We start from the raw sequence: 19,109 nt of genomic DNA on the forward strand, positions 1-19,109 counted from the left end.
ATACAGGCCGAAAATTCACCTTCAAGTCATTTTTGCATACGATTGCAAAATGCTGCGCCGCGGCACTCTCTGCTAGCGGATCGCCAAACCATCCCCGCCGAAGTAATGCCGCTTCTCTTCGGGGAACATCAACCCCACCGCATCACCGGGGCGCAGCGTGCTTTCGCCATCGGTGCGGACGGTCAATTTGCCCGCTGCACCGCAATCGACAATCAGGAAGATGTCCGCGCCAAGGTATTCGGCCACGTCGACTTTGCCGTCTATCGCGCCTTCGCCCGCAGCACCGATCCCAATCGCCTCAGGCCGTACACCCAGATGCGCCGCATTGCCGGGCATACCATCCAGTCGCAATCCATCGGCAGGCAGATTGATCACGTTCATCTTGGGCGAGCCGATAAACTGCGCCACGAATAGGTTGTCAGGATGATCGTAAAGCTGTTTCGGCGAGCCCACCTGCTCGATCCGGCCCGCGCTCAGCACCACGATCCGGTCGGCCAGCGTCATCGCCTCTACCTGATCGTGGGTCACGTAGACCATCGACGCTTTCAACTGCTGGTGCAGCTTCGCAATCTCATACCGCATCTCGACCCGCAGCGCGGCGTCGAGGTTCGACAGCGGCTCATCAAAAAGAAACGCCGTGGGATCACGCACAATCGACCGGCCAATCGCCACGCGCTGACGCTGTCCCCCCGACAAATCCTTTGGCCTACGCTCGAGATACTCCTCCAGCCGCAACGCGCGCGCGGCCTCGGCCACCTTCTCTTGCTGTTCGGCCTTGGAGGCCCCCGCCGTCTTCAGCGAAAAGCCCATATTCTCGGCCACAGACATGTGCGGATACAAAGCGTAGCTCTGGAACACCATCGCCAGCCCGCGCTTACTCGGTGGCTCCGCCGTCGCATCGCGCCCGTCGATCATCACCTGCCCGCGAGAGGTTTCCTCCAGCCCCGCGATCATCCGCAGAAGCGTGGATTTCCCGCAGCCCGACGGCCCCACGAAAATGACAAACTCACCATCGTTGATCGTCAGGTCCACCCCTTTGATGACCTGCACCTCGCCGTACCATTTCTCAACGGCCTTCAGTTCAATTGCACCCATGTCAGCTCTCCCGTGCAGAGGGGGAGGCCCAGTCGAGCCACACCGCCGCAGTCCATGTGAAAGTTCCTCCACCCGCCGGCGTGCCATCGACGGGTGAGAAGTATTCGGCAAATCCGCGATCCGCGATCAGCTTTGCCGTGTCGCGTCGAATGCGGTCGGCCTGTGCTGCAAGGCCGGCCTCTGCCATGCCATTTGCGGCCATGTAGTTCATGATCGCCCAGACCGGTCCGCGCCAATAGCGCAGATGGTCGAATTGCGGTCCCGCCGGATCGTAGCTGGGAAGCGCATATCGCGCGCGATCCAATACACCATCCAGCGTGGCACGCGCGGCCTCCTTGTCGATCCCCGCCCACCAGCACAGAAAGCCTGCATTGCTCACTGATCCCGTGAAGTTCCCGGTGCGCAGATTGCGCCCTTCGTAGCTTTGCGTTTCAGGGTTCCACAGCGTCTCGGCGCCCGCTTCCAGCGTGGCGATCCAATCGTCGACCTGCGTCCGGTCTTCCCCCAGCAGATCAGCCACGTCCCCCAGATCCCGCGAGGACCGCAAGCAAGTGAACGTCATGGTCGGATCGGCCACCCGGAATGGGCTTTCTTCGGCGATCTTCGCATCGTCCCAATCGCGATCCCGCCCGAATTGCACGAGCCAGATATAGCGGTCGTAATCGGCTTGCGTTGGCCGCATCTTGGCATCCACATGGCCCGTGTCTCGGCGCGTATAGGGCTGCACCCCAACCGGGTCGATCCCGGCCATGGCCTCATCCCAATCCGGTGCATTGTCCCGGCCCGCCTCCCACGGATGGGTAATGCAGACCGCGCCACTTTCCGCGCGCGCTTCCATCATCCAGCGGTGGAAGGCCAGCATCTTGGGATAAAGCGCGCGAAGCCGAGCCTCCCCCGCGTCCGGGTCGGATCGATAGACCCGCCAAGCGAGGGATGCGGCAACCGGTGGCTGGCTGATCCCCGAGGACGGCACAGTCTGCGCCCCGCGCCCAACCGCGTTTTGCGTGCCCCAAACGTCCGGCCCGGGGAAATACCCCTCGTCGACCACATGGAACAGGATATGCGGCACCATGCCGTTGTCCCATTGCGCGGCGAAAAGCGTCTCCAACTCAGTCCAGGCGCGATCCACGTCAAAGGTCGCAAACCCGATGGCCGCAAAGGCGCTGTCCCAGTTCCATTGGTAAGGGTACAGCCCCGCCGTCGGCACCGTATACCCGCCTTTGTCATTCAGGCGAAGGATGCGGCGGGCCTCTTCATCCAGCGGCCCGGTGTTCAAATCAGTCATATCCTTCATCCTTTCACACTCCCTGCTGTCAGGCCCTTGGTCATGAATTTCTCAAGCCCGAGGAACAGCACCATCACCGGCACCGTGGCGATCACCGCACCCGCCATCAGATGCTGGCGCGGAATTTCCGAGGAGTTGAGCGACGCGATCCCCCGCGTCAGCGTGAAGATCTGCGGATCATCCAGCAGCATGAACGCCAGCAGAAATTCGTTCCATGCGATCATGAAGACATAGAGCGACACCGAGACCATCGCCGGAAGCGACAGCGGCAACGTGATCTTCCAGATCACCTGAAGCCGGTTGAGACCGTCCATCAGGCCCGCTTCTTCCACCTCTGCGGGGAGGCCGCGGAAGTATCCTTGCAACATGTAGAGCGCCACGGGGATCGTCGTGACCGGATAGATCATCACGATACCGATGATCGTGTTACGCAGACCCGTTTGCGAGAAGACGATGTAGATCGGCAGCGCCAGAACGATCATTGGCACCATATAGATCAGAAGGATCGACCGGCTGAGCGACTTCTGCCCCTTGAACCGCAACCGCGCGACTGCATAGGCGCCGGGCACGCTGAATAGCAGCGTCACGAAGACGGTGATCACCGAGATGTAGAAACTCGTCCACATGTAGCGACCAAAGTTGAAGTCGCGGAACAGCTCGTCATAGCTGCGGAACAGGTCCCAGCCTCGGCTGAGGTCGATGGAATAATCCAGCGGGTTGGCGATCAGTTCCCCTTGGGTTTTCATCGAGGTCAGCACCATCACGTAGAACGGGATGAACACCGCCGCCGTGAAGAAGATAAAGCCGAAGCCGGTGAGGAAACGGATCACCGCCTCCTCCCATTCGTGCCGCGTCATCGCGCCGGACGGCGCATCCCGCAGGATCGTGGCCAGCGACAATCCCATGGCGAGGCCGAAGAACACAGCCATCGACAGATGCGCACCAAGCCCAAGCGTCTCGCCCACATGTACCGGCGACAACGGCGTATAGCTCAGCGCCAGCGCCAAGGCTGCCCCACCCGCCGACAACACCCAGCCCGAGCGCACATGGAACGCCGCCGCCCCTAGCCCCGCGCCCAAGATTAGGCAACCGAACAGACCGGGCCGGAACGCTTCCCCGGTGGAGAAGCTGAGGATCACAGCCACCGTCGTTGCCACGATGAAGGCCCAAAGGATGCCCAGAACCGGGCCCGTCACATATCCCTGACGTACCATCTTACAGGCCCTCCTCTTTCGACATGAACTTGAAGAACGCCCACGAGAAGCACAGCAGGCAGCACAGGATCACCACGGCCACCGCCGCGCCCGCACCGATATTCGAGACCGCGAAGGCCTGCTCATACACATTCACCGTCAGCGTCCGCGTGCCTGCGTTACCGCCCGTCAGCAGGAAGATGTCGTCGAACTTGTTGAACGTCCAAATGAAGCGCAGCAGGAACAGGACCGACAGGATGCCCATCAGCATCGGCAGGCTCAGGTAGCGGAACTTCTGGAAGGGCGTGGCCCCATCCACATCCGCCGCCTCATACATGTCGGTGTCAATCGATTGCATCCGCGCGAGTATGAACAGGAACGAGAGCGGGAAGTACCGCCAGATCTCGAACACCGTCACCATGATCAGCGCGTTGGGCCGGACCCCGAAGAAGTTGATTGGGCTGTCCACCACGCCCATTTGCACGAGCAGCGCGTTGATGGAGCCCGAGGTCGGGTCAAACAGGATCACCCACGAAAACGCCACGGCGATCACCGGGGCCACGTAGGGGAATAGGTAAAGGCCCCGCAAAACGCCCTGCCCAGCGAAACTCTTGTTCAGCAACAGCGCTGCAAACAGGCCCACAACCAGCGCGCCGATTGTGCCGACAACCGTGTAGAACAAGGTGGCAAAGATCACCGACCAGAATTCACGGGCTTCGAAAATGTCGCTGAAATTCTCCAACGTGAATTCACCGCTGGTCAGAACGTTCGTGGCATCGCCCGTGATTTCCACCGGCGTGTCATCCTCAATCGCGTCCTCGAGGCTCGCCTCGAAGGTCGCGGGGATTTCCAGCGTCACACGCTCACCCGCGCCCAATTCGTCATAGCTGCAGGTCAGGGTTGCCCCATTAACCTCGCAGGCTTCGGGCAAGTCCGTCAGGGCAACACCATCCGGCAACACATCGGTCAGCACCACATTCCCGATTGGGTTGTCCTGACTGGGGTTGCGGATGCGGTAGCGGATCAACTGATCCGGGTCGCCCACATTGCGCACATCCTCACGCACCACGGGCGCGGCAGGGCGCAGATCGGCCAGACCCACGGGTTTGAAGGAAATCCAGATGATCGCCAATAGCGGCAGCAAAACCACCAGCATCACGGCGGTCAGCGTGGGCAGGAGAAGACCCCAGGCCAGCCGCGCCTCGCGTTTGGCCAGCGGGCCCGTGCCCTTGGGGGGGGTGGCAGTATCAGACATGGGGCGCGTGCTCCCGATGGATAAAAGGGGGGTGTCCGGGGGCCGCACTGGCCCCCGAGCGTTCTTGTCGGGCGAGGCATAGGCCCCGCCCAGGATCGTGTCGATTTACGCGGTCACCCGGAACGGGTGCTTACTCAATCGCGCCGAGTTCTTCGTTCATCAGCGCAACGGTTTCTTCGGCCGAGCGCACACCATCCACATATTCGCGGACAAGGCGGTTGATGATCTGGCTGTTGATGATGCGGCTCGACAGGGCCAACTGGCCTTCGGCCACACCCCAACGCTGTGCCACATCAAGGCCGCCGACGATCTCATCGATCATCGACTGCTCATAAAGCTCACCCAGAGGCGCGCGGCGATCCACACCCACGTCCAGTGCGGCCCAGGCTTCCACGAACTGCGTCGGGTTCTCTTCCGTGCCGCGGCGGATCGGGAACTTGCCCTCCGGTGCGATGGCAAGCGTCGCGGTGTAGCCGTCGTTCATCGAATACTCGACAAAGGCCATGGCCGCATCGGTTTCGGCATCTGCCGTGATACCGAAGTAACGCACGTCACCCCAAGCTGCACCGTCAGGGTTCGACGGGCCGGAGAAGTTGGTCACGATACCCGTAGCCGCCGCGAGATCGCGGGAGGTCGGATCATCGTTGATCGTGGGCGGGGCGCTGTCGCGCAGACCGGCCAGCTCATCAAGGATGAAGGGCGACCAGATGATCATCGCCGCGTTGCCCGAGAAGTAGAGCGTGCGGGACTGATCCCAGTACAGCTCACCCTCAGGCGAAGCCTCAACGATGCCACGGTAGAATTCCAGCACCTCAACGGTCGCTGCTTCGTCAAAGCCCGAGAAGCCATTCTCGTCCACCGGCGACGCGCCATTGGCGAGGAAGACATGCTCCAGCACCTGAGACATGAAGTTTTCATCGACCTTCGTGGGTGCGACGAAGCCATACATCTCTGGCGGATTGTGCAGCGCTTCCACGGCGGCCATCACGTTGGCGTAGCTGTTGGGCGGCTCAAGGCCCGCTTCCGCGAACAGGTCGGCGCGATAGACCAGCATCTGTGTCCAGCCATCGACCGGCACAGCGGCATAGCCACCATCGACCGCAGCCATTTCCAGCGCGCCCGAAGCGAAGGTGTCGCCGCCGAGGTTTTCGATCACGTCCGTGGCCGCGTCGCTATCCAGAATGCCGGCCTCATACCAAGGCAACGCGTATTGCAGCGTGTGGTAGATCACGTCCGGCAAATCGCCTGCCGCGAAAGCAGCCGTGGCGCGTGTGCCCAGATCGCTTTCGGTGACCGGGATCACTTCCACTTCGATGCCGGTCTCTTCCGTAAACGCAGCCGCCATGGCCTCCTGACGCTCTAGGCGCTCAGGCTGCTCTTCCGTGGTCCAGAAGCGGATCGAGTCCTGCGCCGCCGCGACGCTGGCCATCGCCAGCCCCGAGACCGCCGCCAGAAGCGCGATACGTCCTGTGGTTTTGAGATTGGTCATGCCTTTCCTCCCTTTGGTTTTATCAGGCGTTCAGCTTCGCCCGGGCCAGTTGGTCCGGGTCGAAATCAGGTAAAAGATCAGATTGCCGCGCGATCAGATGCGCCGGGGCAAGCTCTCTCAGATGGGTCAGGTCGATGCCGCGAATGCGTGCAATCAGCAGCCGCGCGAGGCGTTGGCCGGCGGCTTTGTTATCGACCGAGAAGGTGGTCAGCGGTGGGTTTGCGACCGCCGAATCCGGGATGCCGTCATAGGCGATCACTGCGAGGTCGCGGCCCACTTGCCGCCCCATGCTCTCCGCCGCGCGGTAAAGTCCCAGGGCTGCGAGGTCGAGCGCGCAGACGACTGCCGTTGGCGGCATGTCAGCCGACAGAATCTTCCGGCCAGCCGCCTCCCCCGCGGCAATATCCAGCACCCCTTCCGCAATCGTCGCGGGGTCTGCCACCAGCCCAGCTTCTTCCATACCGGAGAGGAAGCCGTCATAGCGCAGATGTGCGTAGGTGTAGTCGCGTGATCCGTTAATGAACCCGATGCGCTTATGCCCGAAGCCCGCCAGCCGCAGCACGGCCAACCGCATCGCATCCTCGCCGGAAATGTCATACCAGGCGCATCCCTCCGGGTCGCCGGTGCGCCCATAAAGGATAAACGGCACCCCGCGCGCCTTGCACAAGGCCACGCGCGGATCGTCGTACATCGCACGCGGCAGGATGAACCCGTCCGCCTTCCGCTCGTCGATCAGACGCCCCATGGAGGTCACTTCATCATCCACCCCCGTGGCGGTCGAAACGGTCAGCGTCCAGCTCTCTTCCGAGGCCGCGCGGCTGATCCCGTCGAGGAAATCGGTCAGGAACGGGCGGTGCAGATCGGCGTTACCGGTATTCAGAACCAGCCCCAGCGACCGGACCCGCCCGGTGCGGATCGCCTGCGCCTGCGCCAGCGGGCGATAGCCCATCCGCTCCGCCGTCCGGGTGACGCGCGCACGGGTGGATTCCGCGATATCCGGGTAGCCGTTCAGCGCGCGGCTGACCGTCCCTTTCGCCAATCCCAACGCCTCGGCCAGATCATTGATCGTGACCCTTTGCGTCGTTCCATTGGATGCGCCGTTCGGTTGCATCGAGTTCCTCCCCGAATCTCAAAATCGAGACCGAAACCGGTTTCGGCAACGGAAAATCGCAATCGAAACCGGTTTTGGTCGCTGCAGCGCAGAAATCGGAGCGGGTTAGTTTAGGGTCTCTCGTAGCCAGTTCGTGATGTCTTCGACGGCCCTATCAGTCGTTGCAGGGCTTAAGATTTCACCTGCAATTACATGGTGAAACGGGTCGCCGCCCTCTTCCGGAACGGCCACGGGAATGAGGGTCGTATCACCGCCCCAGCCTTCGGCAAATTCGCGTGCCGCAGGCGCAGAAATCACCTGATCCGTGTCCGCAAACATGAACAAGGCAGGGATCGAAACGCCCGAATAATCCCGTCCCCGCGTCTCTCGTAGAAGCGTTCCCATCGAAACCGTGGCCACCGTTGGGTACTGAGTCGTCCAGTACGTTTCGTGCCCCTCGTTGATCGGCTCAAAGCTGCGTTCCGCGCCCGCGATCCACGGAACCCAGACCCTTGCACCGAACAATTCCAGAAGCGGCCCTGCTGGGTTCGCCACCTCGATATTGGGTGAGATCATCACCACCGCCTCAACCGCCTCGGCATGTTCCGGCTCAACCAACACGTAAGCCGCCAACGTGGCCCCGGTCGACGTGCCCATGACGATCACCTCGTCGCCCACAGACCGCGCGATCTGCAGGAACAACTCGGCATCTGCCACCCAGTCACCCGCCCGCGCGTCACCCAAGGCGGCACCGCTACGGCCATGGCCGGTCAGCCGTGCGAAAACCAGGTTTGCGCCAAATTGCTCGGCGACACGGTCCGGAACGGGGCGGATTTCCTCTGACGTCGCCGAGAAGCCATGCAGATACAGCACCACGGTCTCTGTCCGCGCGCCTTCTTCCCCGGCCCAGACGATCCGCGCCTCCGTCCCGGGCGTGATGTCATCGGCATTTTCGCGCGCCGCCAGATAGCCCACCGGGTCGCTGAATTGCGCTTGCGCCTCCCGCTCGATCCCCTCACCGGGGACAAAGATCACAACGCCCAGCAAAACGCCGAGCGCGATCAGAAGGCGCCCCAACCACTTGCCGAACTTACGCATTAATCAAAACCTCTTCGACGGCCCGCGTGATCGTATCGAGGCATTCGGGCGTCGAGAACCGATGATCGGCATCCTTGATCAGCTCCAGATGAATATCGTCGCCTTCCACATGGTCCAGCAACCGCAAGGCCACGTCCGTCGGCACATCCATATCCGCCGTGCCCTGCAACATCCGCACGGGCAGGTCGATCTTCAGCGGCTCGCGTAGAACGAAGTGATTGCGCCCATCTTCTATAAGTTTGCGCGTGATGACCATCGCATCCCCGTATTCGGACGGCAGGGCGATCTCACCCTCCTCCATGACGGTCTTGCGCTCTTCCTCGGTCCAGACCTCCCAATAACCGTCCTCTGTGAAGTCCGGGGCCGCCGCAATCGTCACGATCCCGGCCAGCTTCTCGGGCATCCGCTTGGCCAACAACAGTGCCTGCCACCCGCCCATGGAGGAGCCGACGACAACCACCTTCTCTTCGGTCAGTGCGCTGATCGCCGCCACCGTGTCTTCATGCCAGTCGCCAATACATCCATCGGTGAATTCACCCGAACTCTCGCCGTGGCCCGAATAGTCGAATCGCAGAAATTCACGGCCCGATCTGCGCGCCCAGGCTTCCAGATGCACCGCCTTCGTGCCGGTCATGTCCGACCGCAACCCACCCAAAAACACCACCGCCGGCATCCGCCCGGAAAATTTGTGATAGGCCAGTTGCCGCCCCTGCTCGGTCTCCAGAAACTGAGTGTCGCCCATTTACCTGCCCCTTATTTCACTGGCCTTTCGCTGCGCGGCACCCTGCCCCGCCACGCCCGCTACCGCAACACGATCACCACGTCATGGGCGGAGGCTTGCGCAAATCTTATAGGTGACCATCTTGTCACGTAACTAAATAGTCACATATACTCACCCCATGGATGCGATTTTCAAAGCCCTGGGCGACCCCGCCCGCCGTGCGATCCTCGACAGCCTCAAGGCGCGCGACGGTCAGACCCTCTCCGATCTCGAAGAGCAGTTCGAGATGACGCGCTTCGGCGTGATGAAACACCTCAACGTGCTGGAAGACGCCTCCCTCATCGTCACGACCAAGAAGGGCAGGTTCAAATTCCACTACCTCAACGCGCTTCCCTTGCAGGAGGCGATTGACCGCTGGATCGACCCGCTTCTGGCCAAACCCGCCGCCCGCGCCGTGATTGATCTCAAATCCAAGCTGGAGACTGCTCAAATGTTAGATACGTCCAACCACCCCGACTTCGTCCACCAGACGATCATCCAATGCACCGCCGCCGCCCTTTGGGACGCGTTGATCAATGGCGAGGCCACGCCGCATTACTATTTCGACACCGTACTAGAAGGCGACGCGAACCCCGGCGAAACCCTCATCTACCGCGCCCCCGACGGGTCAGAGATGCTGAGCTGCGATGTCATCGCCGCCGACCCGCCGAACCGGCTGGAAATGACCTTCGCCCCGCACTTCATCCCCAACGCCGCCCCCTCCCGCCATGTCTACCTCATCGACGAAATGCCCGGCGCCTGCCGCCTGACGATCGAGCACTACAACCTGCCGCCCGAAATGGCCGGCATCCGCAACGGCTGGGTACTCATCGCCTCACGCCTAAAGACCTGGCTGGAGACGGGCACCGCCCTGCCTGTCACGCCCGAAATGATGGGACGCTAAGCCATGACCGCAAAACCCGATTTCATGATGCAGACCTATATCCGCTGCACCCACGATGCGCTCTGGGACGCGCTACGCGACCCAGAGGCGATCTCGGCCTACCACTTCCTATCGCCGAAGATCACGCTGGCCGATGGTGTCTATACCTACGAGACGCCCGATGGCCGCACGATGATGCTGGCCCGCACGCTGGTCGAGGATCCGAAATCGCGCCTTGAACACACGTTCGAGCCGCACTGGGCTCCAGACATCCCGCCCTCGCGCTCCGTCTTCGTGCTGACGCCCGAGGCCAACCACATGAAGCTCGTGATCGAGCATTACGACCTGCACTTTCCCGTCGTGCCCGGCGAAGGCGTCGCCGACGGGTGGGAGCGCTGGGCCGCAGGCCTGAAAACCTTCCTCGAGACCGGCGAGGCCCTTCGTTTCAATGAGAAAGGAACCCTCTGATGACACCCGAACTCTTCTGGCTCACCATGACCGCCCTGCTGGCCGCCACCATGTGGATGCCCTTCATCATCGGGGTGAACGCCGTCGGCATGCCGATGCCAACCGAGAACCGTCCGCCGGACGTGTCCCAGGCCCCGCCTTGGATCCACCGCGCCTGGCGCGCGCACCTCAACCTGTTGGAGCAGTTCTTGCCCTTCGCCGTGATTGTCCTGATCGCCCATCTGGCGGGCGTTTCCACCCCGGTCACGGCGGCGGCGGCCATGGCGTTCTTCATCATCCGCGTGGTCCACGCCATCTGGATGATCGCGGGCCTGCCCGTCCTTCCCGTGCGCCCGATCCTGTTCACCCTCGGTTGGGTCGCGATCTGCGTGATCGGCGGCGCCGTATTACTGGCCTAGGCGTCCAAGGACTGCGCCAAGACCCGGCTGATCTCTTTCAGGCTTCGCTCTGACTGATCCGCCCATTCATTGAATGCCCCCTGAACCGCCTGCATCGCCTTTTGCGATGTGGGCGGTTTGTCGATCACCCCTTCGGCAATCAACCGCCCGACCACATCCTTGCCCAGCACGTATCCATCTACCCCCATCTTGCGCAGCATGTACTGCGCTGAGGTTCCGCTCATGTGGCTGCCGCCCTTGCCGAGCCACTGCAAGAGACCTGCGAAATCCTCGCGCGGCCAGCCCGCGATCTTCGCGCCAAAGCCGCCCTCAACACTCTGGATCAGTTGCGCATTCACCTGCACCGCGCGGATTTTCTTCCCGTTCCGCACAATTCGCGTATCAGCCGCCAGTTCCTCAAACCAATCCTCCGGCATGAACGCGCAACGGCCCACATCGAACCCCTCAAACGCAGCCTCAAAGCCGGGCCACTTCTTCTCGATCACATCCCAGTTGAAGCCCGCCTGAAAAACCGCCCGCTTCATCTCCGCCAGCCAACGATCATCCGGGACCGCCGCCACCTCCGCCTGCGGCGCGACCGGTGTGACAGCGCCCAGCACAGCCTCAACACTGCCTTTCCGCTCCGCCGCAATCGCCAAAATCTCGTCAAACGTCCGCATCGTCCGCTCCTCCTCGCAGGCCCGAACCCCAGTCTGCGCGCATTTCCCCCGGCCTGCCAGCCCGCTCCTGACAAGCCATTGACGCCCCCGCCCGCCCCTCTAGGGTGGCGCAATGGCCGACGCTCCCCGCCTTCTGATCCCTACCCTTTCGGCCGTGAATTTCATCGTGGGCATGGGCGCTTTTCTGACCGTCGGCATCATCGAGCCCATCGCCGATGATTTCGGCGTCACCGACGCGCAATCCGGCGCGCTTCTGACCACTTACGCCATCCTCTACGCGATCTTGTCGCCACTGCTGGTGTCTCTTGCAGGCCGGATCGGCCGCCGGCGCGTTCTGGCCATGGGCCTCGCCATCTTTGGCCTCTCCGCCCTGATCTCCGCCATCGCGCCGACGCTGTTCACACTCCACGTGTCACGCGGCATCGCGGCCATGGGCGCAGGCGTCATCACACCCGTCACCGCCGCCGTCGCCGCCATGCTCACTGCGCCCGAGCGCCGCGCCCGAACGCTCGCCGCCGTCTTCGCGGGCCTGACCATCGCGCAAGCCGTGGGCATCCCCATCGGCGGCTGGGTCGCCTACACCTTCGGCTGGCGCTATGCCTTCGCCATCGTCGCCATCCTCTCTGTCCCCGCGCTGATCCTGCTCTGGCGCATCGTGCCCGCTGGCCTCTCTTTCGCCCCCGTCTCTCTCAAGGACCTCGGCAAAACCCTGGCGGACCTGCCCCTGATGGCCGCCGTCTTCTTCACCGCGACGTTCCTCTGCTCCATCTTCGTCCTCTACACCTACTTCGCGCCGCTCTTGGCAGCCGACATGGGCTATGCCCGTGACGGCATTACCGTAGCCCTTTTCATCTTCGGCCTCGGCGCCATTGCGGGCAATTTTACCGGCGGCGCGATGAGCGACCGCATCGGTGCCTCCCGCACGCTCCTCATCCTGACGCTCCTGCAAATCGCCACCCTACCGCTCTATTCCTACTTGCCCCTGCCCACCTGGCTTCTCATGGCCTACACCTTCCTCTGGTCCGTCATCGGCTGGTCCTTCGGCGCAGCCCAGCAAGTCCGCCTCGTCACCCTCGACCCCGCCCGCGCGCCCGTCCTGCTCTCCCTGAACGCCGCCTGCATCTACGTGGGCGCCGCCGCCGGGTCCGCCATCGGTGGGGCCGTGATCGAGGCGCGTTCGGAATCAACACTCGGCCTCGCCGCCACCCTTGTCATGATCGCCGCCCTCGCCCACCTGATCGCATCTGACCGCGCCACCCGTTGACAAAATACGCCTCCAGCGCGACAAGGCCGCACATCATACCCGCAACCGGGCGTTCCGTAGGCGCCAAACCGACGAGGAGCCAGAAAGATGGCCCAAATCTCCCTTACCTTCCCCGATGGCAATTCGCGCGACTACGACGCCGGGATCACCCCCGCTGACGTCGCCGCCACCATCTCCAATTCGCTCGCGAAAAAGGCCATCTCGGCCACCGTCAATGGCGCTCATCACGACCTGCAATGGCCCATCGATGCCGACGCCTCAATCGCGATTCACACGCTCAAGGATGACGATCAGGCGCTGGAACTGATCCGCCACGACTGCGCCCACATCATGGCCCGCGCGGTGCAAGAGATCTGGCCGGACGTCAAAGTCACCATCGGCCCCGTGCGCGACAATGGCTGGTTCTACGATTTCGACCGGGAAGAGCCGTTTACGCCCGAAGACCTCGGCGCCATCGAGGCCAAGATGAAAGAAATCATCAACGCCCGCGATGCCGTACGCACCGAGGTTTGGGACCGCGAAAAGGTTCGCGCGCACTACGAAGGCACGAATGAACCCTACAAGGTCGAACTCCTCGACCGCATCCCCGGGGATGAACCGATCCGCATGTACTGGCACGGCGAATGGATGGACCTCTGCCGTGGCCCGCACCTCCAGCACACCGGTCAGGTCCCCGCCGACGCCTTCAAACTAATGTCGGTGGCCGCGGCCTACTGGCTCGGCGACAACACGCGCCCCATGCTCCAACGGATCTACGGTGTCGCTTTCAAGAACCGTGACGACCTCAAGAAGCACCTGAATTTCCTGGAAGAAGCCGCCAAGCGCGACCACCGCCGCCTCGGGAAAGAAATGGGCCTCTTCCACATGCAGGAAGAAGCGCCGGGGCAGGTGTTCTGGCACCCCAATGGCTGGACCGTTTATACCGAACTGCAAGATTACATGCGCCGGCAGCAACGCGCGGGCGATTATGTGGAGGTCAACACGCCGCAACTGGTGAACCGCAAGCTCTGGGAAGAGTCCGGCCACTGGGAAAAGTATCAGGAAAACATGTTCATCGTCGAAGTGGACGAAGATCATGCCCGCGAAAAGGCCGTCAACGCGCTCAAGCCGATGAACTGCCCCTGCCATGTGCAGATCTTCAACCAGGGCCTGAAATCCTACCGCGACCTGCCGATGCGCATGGCTGAATTCGGCTCCTGCGCGCGCTATGAACCTTCCGGCGCGCTGCACGGCATCATGCGTGTGCGCGGCTTCACGCAGGACGATGGCCATATCTTCTGCCGCGAGGATCAGATCGAGGAAGAGACCAAGATCTACATCGATTTCCTCTCGAACATCTATCGCGATCTCGGCTTCCCGGAATACGAGGTTCTGCTGTCCACCCGCCCCGACGTGCGCGCCGGATCGGATGAGACTTGGGACAAGGCCGAAGCCGCGCTCTTGTCTGCGACCCGCGCTGCGGGGATCGAGCCGGAAATCAACCCTGGCGAAGGCGCGTTCTATGGTCCGAAGCTCGAATTCACGCTGACCGATGCCATCGGTCGGAAATGGCAATGCGGCACCCATCAGGTCGATTTCGTCCTGCCCGAACGGCTGGACGCGACCTACATCGCCGAAGACGGCGCCAAGCACCGCCCCGTGATGCTCCACCGCGCCTGCCTTGGCAGTTTCGAGCGGTTTATCGGCATCCTGATTGAGGAGCATTCGGGCAAGCTGCCCTTCTGGCTCGCGCCCCGTCAGGTCGTCGTGGCCTCCATTGTCTCGGAAGCCGATGATTTCGTGCATGAAACCGTCGCCGCCCTCAAAGCGGCAGGGGTGCGGGCCGAGGCGGATATTCGCAACGAGAAGATCAACTTCAAGGTCCGCGAGCATTCCGTCGGCAAGGTCCCCGCGATCCTCGCCATCGGGCGGCAAGAGGTCGAAAACCGCACCGTCACCCTGCGCCGTCTGGGCGAGAAGCAGACCAGTGTCTTGCCGCTGGATGAAGTGGTGCAAGATCTGGCAGCCGAGGCGATCCCGCCCGATCTGCGCTAATCTAGCGCCATCCGGGCCCCTCCGCCCGGATGGCCACAGTCTTGCCACAATTCAGTCAGCATTCCGCCAATCCGTTCGGTTACCTTCACGTCAACAAGCCGAGTCAGTCGGCGGTTTTGCAGGTATCGAGTATGTATCAAACTGGCACATTTGCGCCGGCACACGCCGGCACGGAAGGTCTCGAGTGGGACCAAGCGGCGTCAACAAACGCGCACGCGGCACCCCCGCTCCTTGGCGTCGCTGCAGCCACGCCTTTCCAAACCACCAAGGGCACCGTCAAAGCGCAAGACCTCTGCAGCGGCGATGAAATCATCTGTGCCGACGACAAACCCGTCACAGTGCGCAACATCGAAACAACCCGATTGTCTCGCACCGACCTTTTGCTGAACCGCGCACGTGCGCCGATCCGGTTTGACCACGGCTCGCTGTCCGAAGACAGCCAGATGGAAACCTTGCTGATCGCACCCGAAATGCCTGTTCACGTTGACCCAGTTGGCGAGATAACGGTTCTGGCCGAACAGTTGGCCAATGGCGGCACAGTTCGCACGGTCATCCCCGACGATGGCGTGACCTACGTCACCCTGCATCTCAGCAGGCCCGTCTCAGTAACCGTGCAAGGCCTGCGCCTGTGCTTCGATGCGGTATCCTGTAAGGCGAACTCGGCCACGGCCGCGTTGACGTTTCATCGGGAAGAAAAGCGCGTCTTCCGTCCTATGCGGTAGACGGCGCTAGAAATGGGCGTGCTCTTCGTCGGGCCGCCCCGCGGCCAAAGCGAGAACGCCACCAAGGCCGCAAAAGGCAATTGGGAACATGGTGAAGACGCCAAAGCCAAAGGCGTAAAGAATGCCCGCCGCCGCCAGCAGCATCAAAACTCCGCCCCACAAAGCCCGTGACTTTGCCATCGCGCCCCCGGCAATCGCCAGGATCGGCGAGAGGAAAGCCATGGTCCGGTAAAATTCGGGGTTGTCCACTTGGCTGGCGAGGTCCGGGATCTCTCCGAACCAATCAATGAACACCGTGTAGCCGTAGACGAAAAAGCCCACGATCATGGCGAGGACTCCACCGATTAGGCCAAGGACAAGAGCTGCGTTGCGCATTGAGGACTCCGTAATTTGCCGTCCTACTGCACATGGGGGGCGGTTGCGCACCACCCAAGCCCTCCTACGGGGAAAACCGGCGGCGCTTTCCCCTCAGCCCAGCAAGGCCGCCTGCACGTCCTTCCCCCAGCCCAGATGAAGTGTGCCGTCATCCGTCTCGATCACCGGGCGCTTCATCAACGCGGGATGTGCGGTCAGCAGAGCCTCAGGCGCTTTGGCCCGCTCCGACTCATCCAGGCCGCGCCAGGTGGTGGAGCGTGTGTTCACCAACGCATCCCCAAACGCCTCCAGAAACCGTGCAATCTGGTCCGGGCCCAACGGATCAGCCCGCACATCCACCAGCTCCGCCCCGTCCAAAGCCTTCACCGCCTTGCGGCACGTATCGCACGCTTTCAGCCCGTAAATGCGCATATTTTCATCCTCCGCTCGCTTCGTAGGCAATCTCATGCCACCGGCGAGATACATGTACACCCGCCCTTGTTTTCAGCCGGAAAACCGCCAACATTTTCAGTGTGGGGAAGGTTAACGACGTCCTTTCAGCTTCGGAAGGGGTCTTTACCTGTCCGCACCGCACCGCCGCACCGCTTGTGGGCGGGACTTAAAGCTATAGAAAGACACGGGAAAAATGCCTACCGGCACTGTTAAATGGTTCAACACCACCAAGGGCTTCGGCTTCATCGCACCTGACGACGGCGGCAAGGATGTGTTCGTGCACATCTCGGCCGTGGAACGCGCAGGCATGACCGATCTGCCTGACAACACCAAACTCAGCTTCGAATTGCGCGAGGGCCGCGATGGCCGTTCGTCTGCGGTGGAGCTGCAAAAGATCTGATCCACGCACCCGCGTGACGTACCAATTTCCCGCGCCCTGCCCGGCGCGGGCCACCCTCTCTCGCCCTCATTAACCGCCTCTTCACCCTGTGCTGCTACCCTCAATCGGCATTGGGAGGTGACTATTCGTGCGTTTGCGCGCCAGCCCCCTCCCGGCCAGCGCCCTCTCTCCCCTGTCGCCTCCGCCCTTTGATCGAAAGGAGGCGCCCCCATGGCCGAATTCCTCGACCTGCTCGCGCTCTACTACCTCTGCGATGCGACCGCCCTGCTCCGCCCCATGGCCGGGGCAGAGGTGCAGGACTGCATGGCCACCTACGACGCCGTCAAAGCCTGGTTCGCCCCCTTCGACCTCGCCGACCCCGGCACTCTCGAACGCCACGCCCAGATGCTCGACGGTTATCGCGGCTTCCTGGCCTGGCAGGAGGCCAATCCGGATCTCGTCACCCACCTCCGGGCCGAGGCGATGGCCCAGGCCCGCGGCCTCACCACCCACGCCATCCGCTAACCCCAAGTGCCGAAACGCCACACCTCCAACCCCCGCCACTTCCACGCAGGATTCACAACACGCCCCCCAGCAGACTAGACTGCCCGCAATAACCAAAAGACGACCCCACCCAAAACAAAAACGGGGCGTCACCAGAGGCAGAGGCAGTCATATGAAAACCGCAGCCATGGCGTGCATGCGCAATGAAGCCATGTTCGTACTCGAATGGATCGCCTATCACCGCGTGATCGGCTTTGATGAAATCCTCGTTTGCACCAACGAATGCAACGATGGCACGGACGAATTGCTCGACCGCCTCTCGGCGCTGGGCGCAGTCCACCACATCCGCAACGACGACCACGGCGATACCGCCCCGCAGCCCGCTGGCGTTACCAAGGTGCTTGCCCACGATGCGGTGAAAGATTGTCGTTGGCTCCTGCACATCGACGCCGACGAATTCCTCAACATCCACGACGGCAATGGCAAGCTCGACGCCTGGCTCCCCCGGCTTAACGATTTCGACGCCGTCGCCATCCGCTGGCGCATCTTCGGCGATAGCGGCCTCGACAGCTGGCCCGAATTCGGCCTCCAGCTGGAAGAGCTGACGATGGCCAACGACATCGCCCGCGAACACACCGCCATGCAGAAGACCATGTTCGACCCCTCAGCCTTTGCCGCCGGGATCGACCATATGCCCAAACAGCCCCTGCGCGACGTGACGCTGTGCAATGCCGAAGGCGGCCGCCGCGACCCGGAGGCGATGTATCACCCCACCCTCTCCGACCACCGCCACGTCGCCAACCGCAACGCCAACAAAAAGCGCCACTTCCCATGGCGCGGCGCGTCGATCAACCACTACGCCGTGCGCACGCCCGACCTGTTCGTGATGAAGAACTATCGCGGCGATGCCATGCAATCGCGCCACAACAAGCGCTACATGCTGAACTCGCGCTGGCACCGCGCCATCAACGTCAACGATGTGGAAGAAACGTCGATCCAGCACCACATCCCGGCCGTCAAAGCGCTGATGTCCGAATGGCGCACCCAAGACCGCCAGATCGCCGAGATTGAGGCCGAGGCCTATGAATGGTTCGAGACCACGAAAGCCAATTGGCTGACCGAGGAACGGCTGGAGGCGCTGACCAACAAGGCCGCCTGACCCGCGCGCGCCTCGCCCGAATGTGAGCGCGCCTGCGCTTGCCAGCCCACCGCCCCCGGCCTTTACTGGGGGCGAAAGGGGCCGATATGGGCGAATTCCTCGCACTCCTGCTGAGCTACTACACCTGCGATGCCGCAGCCCAGACGCAGCAACCTCTCGGCGGCGACCGCCTCGCCTGCGTGGAGCTGTATGAGGAGGTCAAATCCTTCTTCGCCCCCCTCGATGAGGCGCCCCACGGCACCCCCGAATGGGCCGCCCAGCGAATCGAAGCCTACGTGGCGTTCAGCGCATGGGAGGCCGAAAACCCCACCCTCGTCGCAGACCTCCGGGCGCAGGCAGAGGCTGCGGCGCAGTAGACCGGGCCTCGGCCCGGGACCGCAGGGCCGGACGTGTCCCACCAAGCATCCACCGCTCAGAGCACAAGCCGTGCCATCGCCCATTGCCCGACAGGCTCTTTTTCATGGAAAAAGATGCCGAAAGGGGACCGGGGTTTGGAGAGCCGACAGGACCGGATTGGCAGTTTATTCCAGCCAAACAATCGAACCTAACAACCGGAGCGCCCAGCCT

General features: G+C 62.4%; 21 protein-coding genes. 10 read left to right on the forward strand and 11 right to left on the reverse strand.

From position 1 onward, the window contains the following. Positions 1-72 precede the first annotated feature (72 nt). The 8 genes from V8J81_RS12270 to V8J81_RS12305 all read right to left on the reverse strand — a co-directional run bounded on the left by V8J81_RS12270 (position 73) and on the right by V8J81_RS12305 (position 9,247). On the reverse strand, positions 73-1,095 hold the full coding sequence (locus tag V8J81_RS12270) for an ABC transporter ATP-binding protein (RefSeq protein WP_368476038.1): 1,023 nt from the start codon (positions 1,093-1,095) through the stop codon (positions 73-75). Between the two features lies 1 nt (position 1,096). After that, on the reverse strand, positions 1,097-2,380 hold the full coding sequence (locus V8J81_RS12275) for an MGH1-like glycoside hydrolase domain-containing protein (RefSeq protein WP_368476039.1): 1,284 nt from the start codon (positions 2,378-2,380) through the stop codon (positions 1,097-1,099). A gap of 5 nt (positions 2,381-2,385) precedes the next feature. Beyond that, the gene (locus tag V8J81_RS12280) at positions 2,386-3,594 is read right to left on the reverse strand and encodes a carbohydrate ABC transporter permease (RefSeq protein ID WP_368476040.1); all 1,209 of its coding nucleotides are present in this window, start codon (positions 3,592-3,594) and stop codon (positions 2,386-2,388) included. A gap of 1 nt (position 3,595) precedes the next feature. Then, on the reverse strand, positions 3,596-4,828 hold the full coding sequence (locus tag V8J81_RS12285; protein ID WP_368476041.1) for a sugar ABC transporter permease: 1,233 nt from the start codon (positions 4,826-4,828) through the stop codon (positions 3,596-3,598). A 130-nt stretch (positions 4,829-4,958) separates the two neighbouring features. After that, complete coding sequence (locus tag V8J81_RS12290; protein ID WP_439649923.1) at positions 4,959-6,257, reverse strand: ABC transporter substrate-binding protein; 1,299 nt, start codon at positions 6,255-6,257, stop codon at positions 4,959-4,961. Positions 6,258-6,339: 82 nt separating this feature from the next. Next, complete coding sequence (locus V8J81_RS12295; RefSeq protein ID WP_368476043.1) at positions 6,340-7,428, reverse strand: LacI family DNA-binding transcriptional regulator; 1,089 nt, start codon at positions 7,426-7,428, stop codon at positions 6,340-6,342. A gap of 105 nt (positions 7,429-7,533) precedes the next feature. Continuing rightward, positions 7,534-8,505 (reverse strand): alpha/beta hydrolase, encoded by a 972-nt coding sequence (locus V8J81_RS12300; RefSeq protein WP_368476044.1) that lies wholly within the window; start codon positions 8,503-8,505, stop codon positions 7,534-7,536. Then, complete coding sequence (locus V8J81_RS12305; RefSeq protein WP_368476045.1) at positions 8,498-9,247, reverse strand: alpha/beta hydrolase; 750 nt, start codon at positions 9,245-9,247, stop codon at positions 8,498-8,500. The genes V8J81_RS12300 and V8J81_RS12305 overlap by 8 nt, the downstream gene beginning before the upstream one ends. A 157-nt stretch (positions 9,248-9,404) precedes the next feature. Between V8J81_RS12305 and V8J81_RS12310 the strand changes: the two genes are divergently transcribed. The 3 genes from V8J81_RS12310 to V8J81_RS12320 are packed head-to-tail and all read left to right on the forward strand — an operon-like array spanning position 9,405 to position 11,014. Continuing rightward, entirely contained in the window at positions 9,405-10,169 is a 765-nt protein-coding gene (locus tag V8J81_RS12310) for an ArsR/SmtB family transcription factor (RefSeq protein ID WP_368476046.1), read from the forward strand. 3 nt (positions 10,170-10,172) lie between these two features. Continuing rightward, entirely contained in the window at positions 10,173-10,616 is a 444-nt protein-coding gene (locus tag V8J81_RS12315) for an SRPBCC domain-containing protein (protein ID WP_368476047.1), read from the forward strand. Further along, positions 10,616-11,014: an MAPEG family protein gene (locus V8J81_RS12320; RefSeq protein WP_368476048.1), complete on the forward strand. Its 399-nt coding sequence runs from the start codon at positions 10,616-10,618 to the stop codon at positions 11,012-11,014. The genes V8J81_RS12315 and V8J81_RS12320 overlap by 1 nt, the downstream gene beginning before the upstream one ends. Here V8J81_RS12320 and V8J81_RS12325 read toward each other — a convergent pair. Next, entirely contained in the window at positions 11,011-11,673 is a 663-nt protein-coding gene (locus tag V8J81_RS12325) for a DNA-3-methyladenine glycosylase I (RefSeq protein WP_368476049.1), read from the reverse strand. The genes V8J81_RS12320 and V8J81_RS12325 overlap by 4 nt on opposite strands. Before the next feature lie 112 nt (positions 11,674-11,785). Here V8J81_RS12325 and V8J81_RS12330 point away from each other — a divergent pair, with 112 nt between their 5' ends. From V8J81_RS12330 to V8J81_RS12340, 3 genes are all read left to right on the forward strand, one after another. Beyond that, entirely contained in the window at positions 11,786-12,937 is a 1,152-nt protein-coding gene (locus V8J81_RS12330; protein WP_368476050.1) for an MFS transporter, read from the forward strand. An 87-nt stretch (positions 12,938-13,024) separates the two neighbouring features. Next, complete coding sequence (thrS, locus tag V8J81_RS12335) at positions 13,025-14,971, forward strand: threonine--tRNA ligase (RefSeq protein ID WP_368476051.1); 1,947 nt, start codon at positions 13,025-13,027, stop codon at positions 14,969-14,971. Positions 14,972-15,000: 29 nt separating this feature from the next. Further along, a complete protein-coding gene (locus tag V8J81_RS12340) occupies positions 15,001-15,693 on the forward strand; it encodes a Hint domain-containing protein (protein WP_368476052.1) in 693 nt (230 codons plus the stop codon). A gap of 6 nt (positions 15,694-15,699) precedes the next feature. Here V8J81_RS12340 and V8J81_RS12345 read toward each other — a convergent pair whose 3' ends face one another. Together V8J81_RS12345 and V8J81_RS12350 are read right to left on the reverse strand one after the other, a co-directional pair. After that, complete coding sequence (locus tag V8J81_RS12345) at positions 15,700-16,068, reverse strand: hypothetical protein (RefSeq protein ID WP_368476053.1); 369 nt, start codon at positions 16,066-16,068, stop codon at positions 15,700-15,702. 93 nt (positions 16,069-16,161) lie between these two features. Continuing rightward, complete coding sequence (locus V8J81_RS12350; protein WP_368476054.1) at positions 16,162-16,479, reverse strand: arsenate reductase family protein; 318 nt, start codon at positions 16,477-16,479, stop codon at positions 16,162-16,164. A 214-nt stretch (positions 16,480-16,693) separates the two neighbouring features. On the opposite strand from V8J81_RS12350, the gene V8J81_RS12355 reads away from it, so the two are divergent. From V8J81_RS12355 to V8J81_RS12370, 4 genes are all read left to right on the forward strand, one after another. After that, a complete protein-coding gene (locus V8J81_RS12355; RefSeq protein WP_368476055.1) occupies positions 16,694-16,900 on the forward strand; it encodes a cold-shock protein in 207 nt (68 codons plus the stop codon). 210 nt (positions 16,901-17,110) lie between these two features. Next, complete coding sequence (locus V8J81_RS12360) at positions 17,111-17,404, forward strand: hypothetical protein (protein WP_368476056.1); 294 nt, start codon at positions 17,111-17,113, stop codon at positions 17,402-17,404. Between the two features lie 151 nt (positions 17,405-17,555). After that, a complete protein-coding gene (locus V8J81_RS12365) occupies positions 17,556-18,542 on the forward strand; it encodes a glycosyltransferase family 2 protein (protein WP_368476057.1) in 987 nt (328 codons plus the stop codon). A gap of 86 nt (positions 18,543-18,628) precedes the next feature. Then, positions 18,629-18,898 (forward strand): hypothetical protein, encoded by a 270-nt coding sequence (locus V8J81_RS12370; protein WP_368476058.1) that lies wholly within the window; start codon positions 18,629-18,631, stop codon positions 18,896-18,898. Positions 18,899-19,109: the final 211 nt, after the last annotated feature.

This window comes from Gymnodinialimonas sp. 202GB13-11 (assembly GCF_040932485.1).
Taxonomy (GTDB): domain Bacteria; phylum Pseudomonadota; class Alphaproteobacteria; order Rhodobacterales; family Rhodobacteraceae; genus Gymnodinialimonas; species Gymnodinialimonas hymeniacidonis.